Genomic DNA, 7,794 nt, shown 5'->3' on the forward strand with positions numbered 1-7,794 from the left:
GGAGCCTTATAAAAGCTGGCAAAGAGGCACAAATGAAAACACCAATGGCTTAATACGTCAGTTTATACCTAAGTCAGCGGCCATTTCATTAGTTGACGACAAACAGATAAAGAAAATACAATATCTATTGAACACACGCCCAAGAAAACGGCATAAGTTTAAAAGCCCTGCCGATTTTTATTCTAAGGAGTTAAGAAGAATTGCACTTCATGGTGTAATCTAGGTTTAATTAAAATAAAAAATTAAATAAAATCAATACCCTACCTGAGCAATTTTAGGGGGACATACTTACAGCGCTATCAAGGTTAATATGCTTGTCTTATCACAACATCAAAATGCATGATCACTAAGTTAGGTTAACGCGCCAAACTGGCAGTTTGGAGATTTTGTGTTTTGGCGGTTATTACTAATATTAAGTATTAAAAATAAAAAGTTAATTTATCATAAAATTAACATCATATTTTGCTAAAAAATTGACTTATTGCTAAAGCTGAATCGTTTCTATCTTTACATTTCTTTACAAAAAAGTAAGCCCAATAACTAGCCAACTATTTTTTTAACGGCTATACTTCCATCGATTTAGGAAAACAAGCTTATTTAACAAGCTAATAAATATAAAATAAAACAATGTACTTGATGGATGAATCGTAATGCAATATCATTTTTGTCACAAGACTTGGCAAGCCTATGTCTTAAATTTATCGAATAATTTTATTCGGCGAGTGTTTGCTCAAAACTTATTTATATCTCTGAAATTATCTACAAAATCATTTTTAAAAATTCAATTGGTACTGGCGCTGTTGTTGTTATTGCCGTATTCATTGGAATCGCAAGCGTTATCGGCCACTACATCAAATACCATTCAAGGCACAGCCCCCTATTTAACGCTTGATGATGGTACTACCAAATTGACTACCACAGATGACTTATTAACTATTAAGTTGTCAGACGGTCGAATATTTACACCACAAAATAATCCCTCATCACTGGTAGCGCCAATCAAGTTACCTAATGTAGGGGATACTCTGGCTGATATTGAAATGATAGTCCAGCCATCATCTGATTCAGTGAGCTTAAATGAGTTGGTGGCACAAAATAAATGGCGCGATGATGATGGAGACGGACAAGATGGTCTAACAGCAGATGGGGTGATCACGTTGAGTATTACAGATAAAAATAATAAAACAGTTAATCGTAGTGATGCATTAACGACATGTAATGCACCTTATAAAGTAGAATTAAGTAATACAAAAGGGTATTTAAAAACTAAGTATGGTGTACCAGAAACTAGTAACTTTGCAGAAGGTAGCGTAACGTATTACATTAATCCTAATGCATCAGATAATGATGTTTGTATAAAAGTAGAATTCGCAAGGCCACTTATTAGTTTTAATCCCATGCTCGACGGTCCAGCTGACATATGGAATATGGAGAAGGGCTTCTTAGTTCAATCAACTAATCCTGAATTATACAAACTAAATTTTCCGACCACAGGTGCGCATAATTTATATTTTGATTTACTTATAACTGGAGTGGATATAAATGAATTGACATGGAAATCTGTTACGCATGAAGGAATCACTGCGACAGTGACAAGAGAAGTGGCTGAAGGTATGTTTCCTCCTGAGGATTTTGGAAAAGTCGTAACACGCGTTAGGTTGACAGGACCAGCGGCAAGTGATAGTCAAAAAGAATCAGATAGTCCAGGTCGAATTGCCGTGCCAGATTTACCACAGGTATTTGAATTAGAGGGTCGAGATAGTAGTGGTAATGTGGTTGTGAAATATGGATTTAAGTTAAAGCAGTGGTTTGTGAGTCGTGGGGGGGATTATTTTAATAGAGGAACATTTTCTGAACAAGAATCTTGGTGTAATAGCTTAGGTTATCGTCTACCACAGATCAAGGATCTAACTAATGCAAAATGTGGAGAAGAGGAATGGTCGTCGTTCCCATGCAGCGCAGGAGTCCATGGCGGCATGCCATCGTCAACAGGTAATCATATCCAACGACAAATAGGTGCAGGATTTCTTACGGAGTGGTATCCAGGTATGGGTTCTATAGAATTCCCCTCCTACATTTGGACGAGTGACACTGTGGGAAGCAATCAGTTTATAGCATCGGCGAACCAAGGTTATGTTTATAACGATCCTCCGAACTACCCATATTCTGCTATCTGTACTACACCTTAAAGAACTAAGCCGCTGCTTAATGGAGCATCGGCTGGCAAAACCAGTTGGCCTTAAGCTTTAATAACTTAAAACCAAAAAACGCCCCGACTAATAAGATTTAAAAATTTGCGCTTTTGTTATTAACCAGTTGTTATTAAACGACTGTTATTAAATAATAAAAGCGCTTTTCTTGAAAAATAAAGTCACAATAATAAAAAAAAATTAATCTATAAGTTTTCGATTTTAATTAAAAATATAGATTGGACTATGAAAGCAAACAGTCTGTTTATACTTAAATTAGAGTAACACATTTTTCGAAAATAACCGTTTTAGGCGTGGTACAATAGGGTACTTTAAAATCGCTGGCTGTAGTAGCAAGGCAAAAAATTTTAATTACTAATAAAAATCCATTTGCCGAAAAAACTCGTTATTGTAGATCAATAACCCATGACGGTGATTGGAAAGGTTGCTCGAAAAAAACTGCATCAATTACTATTATTAATAACTATAACTATCAAAAAAAGCTGAACATTGTTAAATGCTCAGCACTGAGTTTTCTATACATCAAATACTTAACTTAATTTTTATAGTGGTATATTAGTTTATTAAACATTTTAGATTTGCTTTCTAACATATAAAAAATATGCTTCTTTTCGATAATATGTTTATTTTTAATGATATTGGATAGATTGTTCACTTTGCTCATCGTGTACTAAAAGTAGACAAGTATCACTTAATGATACGGCTTTTTGTAAGCGTGCTTTGTCTTGTTCATTAAGGTTGTTGATACAAGCAACTACATAGCTACAGGTTTTGTATTGTAAGGCTTTTTCAATGATTGATACTATGTTTTCATTATTTAAATTTGCTAGATGAATCACTTTGTGTTTATCTAACCCAGCAGTATTAACCCATGAACGTTTTAACATTGGTCTGTCAGAAAGCCATAATTGCCATTTTTTAGCTTTATTAAGTGATTTTAATAAAGGGCGTTGTTGTTGTAATATTTGTTGAAAAGGGGACTCAAAATTAATAGCCATAAGTTGTTGTGTAGAATGTTCAATAAGCATAATAACCTCTGTACTGTTTTTCTATACAGTGTATATTAATACAGTATTTTAAGGTTGTAAACTCTATTTATGATTATTTTTTATGTGATTTATTAATTGAGTTATTTTAAGATCGCAAATATTGATACGATAAAATACCTAAATATGTCATTAAAACTGAACCAATTACATGAATCAATATTGTTGCTAAACCCCAAGATATTCGACCGTCTTGTAAAAAGTTAACCACCTCGGCAGAAAAGGTTGAAAAAGTTGATAAGCCACCACAAAAACCCGTTATAACCAATAACCGCCATTCAGCAGAAAGGTTAGAGTGATTAAAAAAGGCAATTGCAAAGCCAATAATATAGCCAGCAACTAAATTAGATAGCAATGTACCTAGTGGAATAGTAAAAGCAATAACATTGAGTTTAAGTGATAAGAACCAACGCATTAATCCCCCTGCTACTGAACCGACAGAAATGGCTAAAATCAGTTTTAACATAATGATATATCCTTGACTATACTTTGAAATATGAATTTGTTATCGCTATAGATAATAAGTGATCGGGAAATATTTAAATGATCATACCAGTAGAAAATAGAAATAGGAAATCCTAATCAGATTGAGATAGAATATTCAATATTAAGAAAATTTGAGGTATATCTATGTTTACAGGCATTGTTCAAGGCGTTGGTCAAATTATTGATATTGTTGATCAAAATAAATTAAGAACATATAAAGTTAAATTACCGCATCAATTAACTAATAAAATTGAAATAGGGGCATCGATTGCCAATGATGGATGTTGCTTAACTGTAACGGGGTTCGATAAAGATATTGTGTCGTTTGATATTATGGAAGAAACCCTTGTATTAACGACATTGAGCGATAAAAAAATCGATGATTTTGTGAATATTGAGCGTAGTGCTAAATATGGTGACGAAATTGGTGGTCATGTAATGTCTGGGCATATATCTTGCACTGCAACTATTGTTGATATTCAAAAAACTGCCACAAATTGTGAAATGACGCTACAATTGCCGAAAGAATTTATGAAATATGTATTATATAAAGGCTTTATAGGTATTGATGGCGCAAGCCTAACAATTGGGCAGGTAAAAGAAAATCATTTTGCTATTCATTTAATCCCTGAAACGTTAGCTATTACCACGCTAGACGCTAAGAAAGTCGGAGATAAAGTTAATATCGAAATTGATTCCCAAACTCAAGCTATTGTTGATACAGTTGAACGGGTGTTGGCAGCAAAAAATTGATAATATTTAATTTTGATTCTCGATTAATTTAAGAAAAATATTATTAGATGATTATTGAGTAACTGGTTTATATTAATTAAGTATTTTTGTTAGTTTAACATGAAATCAATGGTCTACCTGAATGTTTTATTAAAATAGGTAATAATCTTTTATAACATTTGGAGACCTTTGATTAGTAGTTGAGGAATATCGACAATTTAATATCAACAAAATTTAATTTTATACTTAAATACTGTTTATATTTAAATGCTTTTTTTACTTAAACATATAGTTACCTGAAAGTTTTTGACAAGATTTTTAACATTTCTACCACAGACAAAAACAATTTAGTCCTTATTGGTTTATTTTTATGCTTTGATTAGAGTTAATCAGGTTGAAGGTGGTTATACTTTACCCGATTGGAGCATTTTTCCTTTTTTGCCACCCCATTGGTCATCAATAATGTAGTGAGCTGTGATTGGTACAAGTGCAGGTATAAAGGTAAATTTATAAAAAACTTCATCACCTTCGCAGATTTCATAATACAGTGAATATAATGGTGCATCTAATTGTAGGTTAATAGTAAATTTTTCTGTGGCAGAGGCAACCTCAATCGTATTTTTGGGATGTGTGTAAAAGGGAACAACAATGCATCGTTGGGTTTGGTTATCCATTGTAAAACTATCTGATAAGGTTAAAAAAACGTTTGCACCGAAAGCATCATCAGGTAATGGGTCAAAAATGACATAATCCTTATGAATAACTGCACCTTGTGCAATATTTTGTTTACCCCATTGCGATAATTCTTCACTGTATGGTCTAGATCTGACTAAAATTTGACTATGAGATATTAATAAATCTACAACCTGTTGTTTGTTTTTCTCCATCAGAGATATTCCTTTTCATACCATAAAATCATCAAATTAAATGTAGGAAATTGCCAGATTGTTAATATCAAATTATAAAAATAATTCGCTAATAATGTATAAGGCATTTACTTAAAATTGCTTTATGTGGTTTAACCATTTATTAAAAATTAATAAGCCATCTAAGCTTTTGTTTTCTATTTTTCTTTTGGATTTTTGAATATTGGCTGATTATGCCATATCTTTGTTAAAGCATATATTACTTTTTCAGCTTTCTCATTTATTTTAGCCTCATGTGTTATTTGGCGTTATTTGTATGGGTAAAAACAATATAATAAATCTTATTTAGTTAAAATAAGATTTATTGGGTTATTTAATTCAATCACTATTTTGAAATCGGCACTTGATTTCACTATAAGAAAGTGGTTTGGCAATTCAGTTGCATTAATGAATGGGTTTGATTTTTCAAAATAGATCACCCATTTTAAATCATCTTTAGGTGTTAAGTAAGCAATAAACCCTTCTGAACCATAACTTCCTTCACCTAAAAAGCATTGATTACCATTTGTTAGGGTGATTTTTTGGATGATATCTATGTTAGTGATATTATCAGGATCTTTATCCAAAAAAAGGTTAAGGTTGAATGGTTTCCCTTTTTGAATTAATAATTGGGGATAAAACTGGGCTGAAAGAGATATTGATTCACCAGTAGAAAAGTAAATCCCGTTTTTTATAGGTAATGTTTGTTTATTCCATAACGCCAATATTTTTGTCATCTAAGCACCCTTTGATACGTTAATCCCCAAAAGCGTGGTTAATTTATTGCATAATCAAATCTAGATTTGATGCAATTATTATAAATCTCTATTAGCTAATTTATACGGAATATTCATCAAAGTAGCCTTTTGTTTTTTGTCGAACATTACTTTATATTTGCTTAATGTCGAGTGATTAACTGAACTATAATGGTCTAATTCAGTGCTTAGTGTGCCATCATCCTCCCAATAACATAATGGGCAAACATCGTATTGTCCTTGATGAGTTAAGGTTAAATAATGGCAACAAGGACATGCATGCAAAATATCTTCGTCCCCTATAATGGTAATAGGTTCACCATATAAAGCACTAACATATTGTTTTAAATATTGATTAGAATAGCCTTTCAATTCAATATCAATAAAATAGCCTAATAAAAACGGTTGAATAGCATCATCATACATATTTGTATATGCTAACGGTTGACCATCTTTATCAAGATAATTTGCAAAGAGAATATTCTCAATATCCTGTTTTGAAGATTGTGCAATCATTTCGATAGCTAACAGTGTTAAAGCGAGTTTTCGGCTGAGTGTTTTCATTGGGTTAATGTAAATAATGAAATGATAAATCATCTAATTTATCAAATATATAGTTTTGTTACTATCAGGTTTTTTATTTTACGCTTATGATAAATGAAAAACTGGAACAATAAAAAGATAGAATGTTAAATATGGGAAAATTAAATATTGATCTTATTGATATTATTAACAATGGCGGCTTTTTGAAGTGTCTTTCTGCTTTAGTGAAAGAGGCTTTTTTTCGACATTGCCGAATAGAAACAATGAAATCAGCCATTTTGTACACGGCTAAAATCGGGCTTTTTGATATAGAAATAGGTCTTGATAAAAAAGAACATAGTGGCTATGAACTCATTAATTTATCTGAAGATAACCATAAATTTAGTGGTATCACTATCCATGATACTTATGGAATAATGAAAACAAATTTTAATGCTTTATTATCAGCTGATATTATCCAATTATTGCCTGAGCATACAGTAAACCATATAGATAATATAGAACAAATTGAAATCCACTTCTGTAGTGGAAGCACTATAATTTATCAGCAAGCTGACTTATCGCCTGCGGTGATATCCAGTACATTAAAGGGCGTCATTTTTTGAATTGGAATAATGTGTGATTTGTTTATCGTCATCAATTAATATATGATTATTATTGATTATATAAGGGAAAAATAGAGGTAACATTTCAAAATAAGATCTCAAAATTTAATCAATTAAAATTGAGTAATATGAAAAAAAAATGTTACCCTTGATCTGTTGCGATATCCAATAGGTGATAATAAATGAATTCTATCGATATTATAAAAAGCTATTTGGCAGGCTCGCTTTCTCCGCAGGATTTTCAAAATGGAATGGCAACACATTTTCAAACAAAAAAATTAAGGGGTAAGTGTTTTTTAAATTCAATGGGAGGCAAGTAGCCTAACGAAGAATGTAATCGTTTATGATTATACCAATAGGCATAAGCCGAAAAAGCGCGTTGTAACTCAGCCGTTGAGTTGAAACGTTGGCCTTTTACAAATTCCGTTTTAATTGTTTTAAATGTCGCTTCCGCTACCGCATTGTCATAAGGACATCCTTTCTTGCTTAATGAATGCGTGATATTAAATGTC

General features: G+C 32.0%; 10 protein-coding genes. 4 read left to right on the top strand and 6 right to left on the bottom strand.

What is annotated here, in order from left to right; genetic code table 11:
- Both A9G38_RS12190 and A9G38_RS02830 read left to right on the top strand, forming a co-directional pair.
- The coding region (locus tag A9G38_RS12190; protein ID WP_176713220.1) for an IS30 family transposase at positions 1-223 on the top strand (223 nt) is incomplete at its 5' end.
- Positions 224-650: 427 nt separating this feature from the next.
- Entirely contained in the window at positions 651-2,189 is a 1,539-nt protein-coding gene (locus tag A9G38_RS02830; protein WP_034915122.1) for a hypothetical protein, read from the top strand.
- Positions 2,190-2,839: 650 nt separating this feature from the next.
- Here A9G38_RS02830 and A9G38_RS02835 read toward each other — a convergent pair.
- Both A9G38_RS02835 and crcB read right to left on the bottom strand, forming a co-directional pair.
- On the bottom strand, positions 2,840-3,238 hold the full coding sequence (locus A9G38_RS02835; protein WP_034915119.1) for a cell division inhibitor SulA: 399 nt from the start codon (positions 3,236-3,238) through the stop codon (positions 2,840-2,842).
- Between the two features lie 106 nt (positions 3,239-3,344).
- Positions 3,345-3,722: a fluoride efflux transporter CrcB gene (crcB, locus tag A9G38_RS02840; RefSeq protein WP_034915116.1), complete on the bottom strand. Its 378-nt coding sequence runs from the start codon at positions 3,720-3,722 to the stop codon at positions 3,345-3,347.
- A 164-nt stretch (positions 3,723-3,886) separates the two neighbouring features.
- Here crcB and A9G38_RS02845 point away from each other — a divergent pair, with 164 nt between their 5' ends.
- Positions 3,887-4,495, top strand: coding sequence for a riboflavin synthase (locus A9G38_RS02845; RefSeq protein WP_034915112.1), 609 nt, complete (start codon positions 3,887-3,889; stop codon positions 4,493-4,495).
- A 383-nt stretch (positions 4,496-4,878) separates the two neighbouring features.
- On the opposite strand, the gene comJ is transcribed toward A9G38_RS02845, so the two are convergent.
- The 3 genes from comJ to A9G38_RS02860 form a co-directional block, all read right to left on the bottom strand.
- Positions 4,879-5,361 (bottom strand): competence protein ComJ, encoded by a 483-nt coding sequence (comJ, locus tag A9G38_RS02850; protein WP_034915108.1) that lies wholly within the window; start codon positions 5,359-5,361, stop codon positions 4,879-4,881.
- A 320-nt stretch (positions 5,362-5,681) separates the two neighbouring features.
- Complete coding sequence (locus tag A9G38_RS02855; RefSeq protein WP_034915105.1) at positions 5,682-6,116, bottom strand: hypothetical protein; 435 nt, start codon at positions 6,114-6,116, stop codon at positions 5,682-5,684.
- A gap of 78 nt (positions 6,117-6,194) precedes the next feature.
- Positions 6,195-6,698 (bottom strand): CPCC family cysteine-rich protein, encoded by a 504-nt coding sequence (locus A9G38_RS02860; protein WP_162162667.1) that lies wholly within the window; start codon positions 6,696-6,698, stop codon positions 6,195-6,197.
- Positions 6,699-6,829: 131 nt separating this feature from the next.
- Between A9G38_RS02860 and A9G38_RS02865 the strand changes: the two genes are divergently transcribed.
- A complete protein-coding gene (locus A9G38_RS02865; RefSeq protein ID WP_141671702.1) occupies positions 6,830-7,282 on the top strand; it encodes a hypothetical protein in 453 nt (150 codons plus the stop codon).
- 265 nt (positions 7,283-7,547) lie between these two features.
- On the opposite strand, the gene A9G38_RS02870 is transcribed toward A9G38_RS02865, so the two are convergent.
- A partial coding sequence (locus A9G38_RS02870; RefSeq protein ID WP_141671703.1) for an integrase core domain-containing protein occupies positions 7,548-7,794 on the bottom strand: 247 nt, incomplete at its 5' end.

Origin of the sequence: Gilliamella sp. Imp1-1 (assembly GCF_001690415.1) — a bacterium.
In the GTDB taxonomy this organism is placed as follows: domain Bacteria; phylum Pseudomonadota; class Gammaproteobacteria; order Enterobacterales; family Orbaceae; genus Gilliamella; species Gilliamella bombi.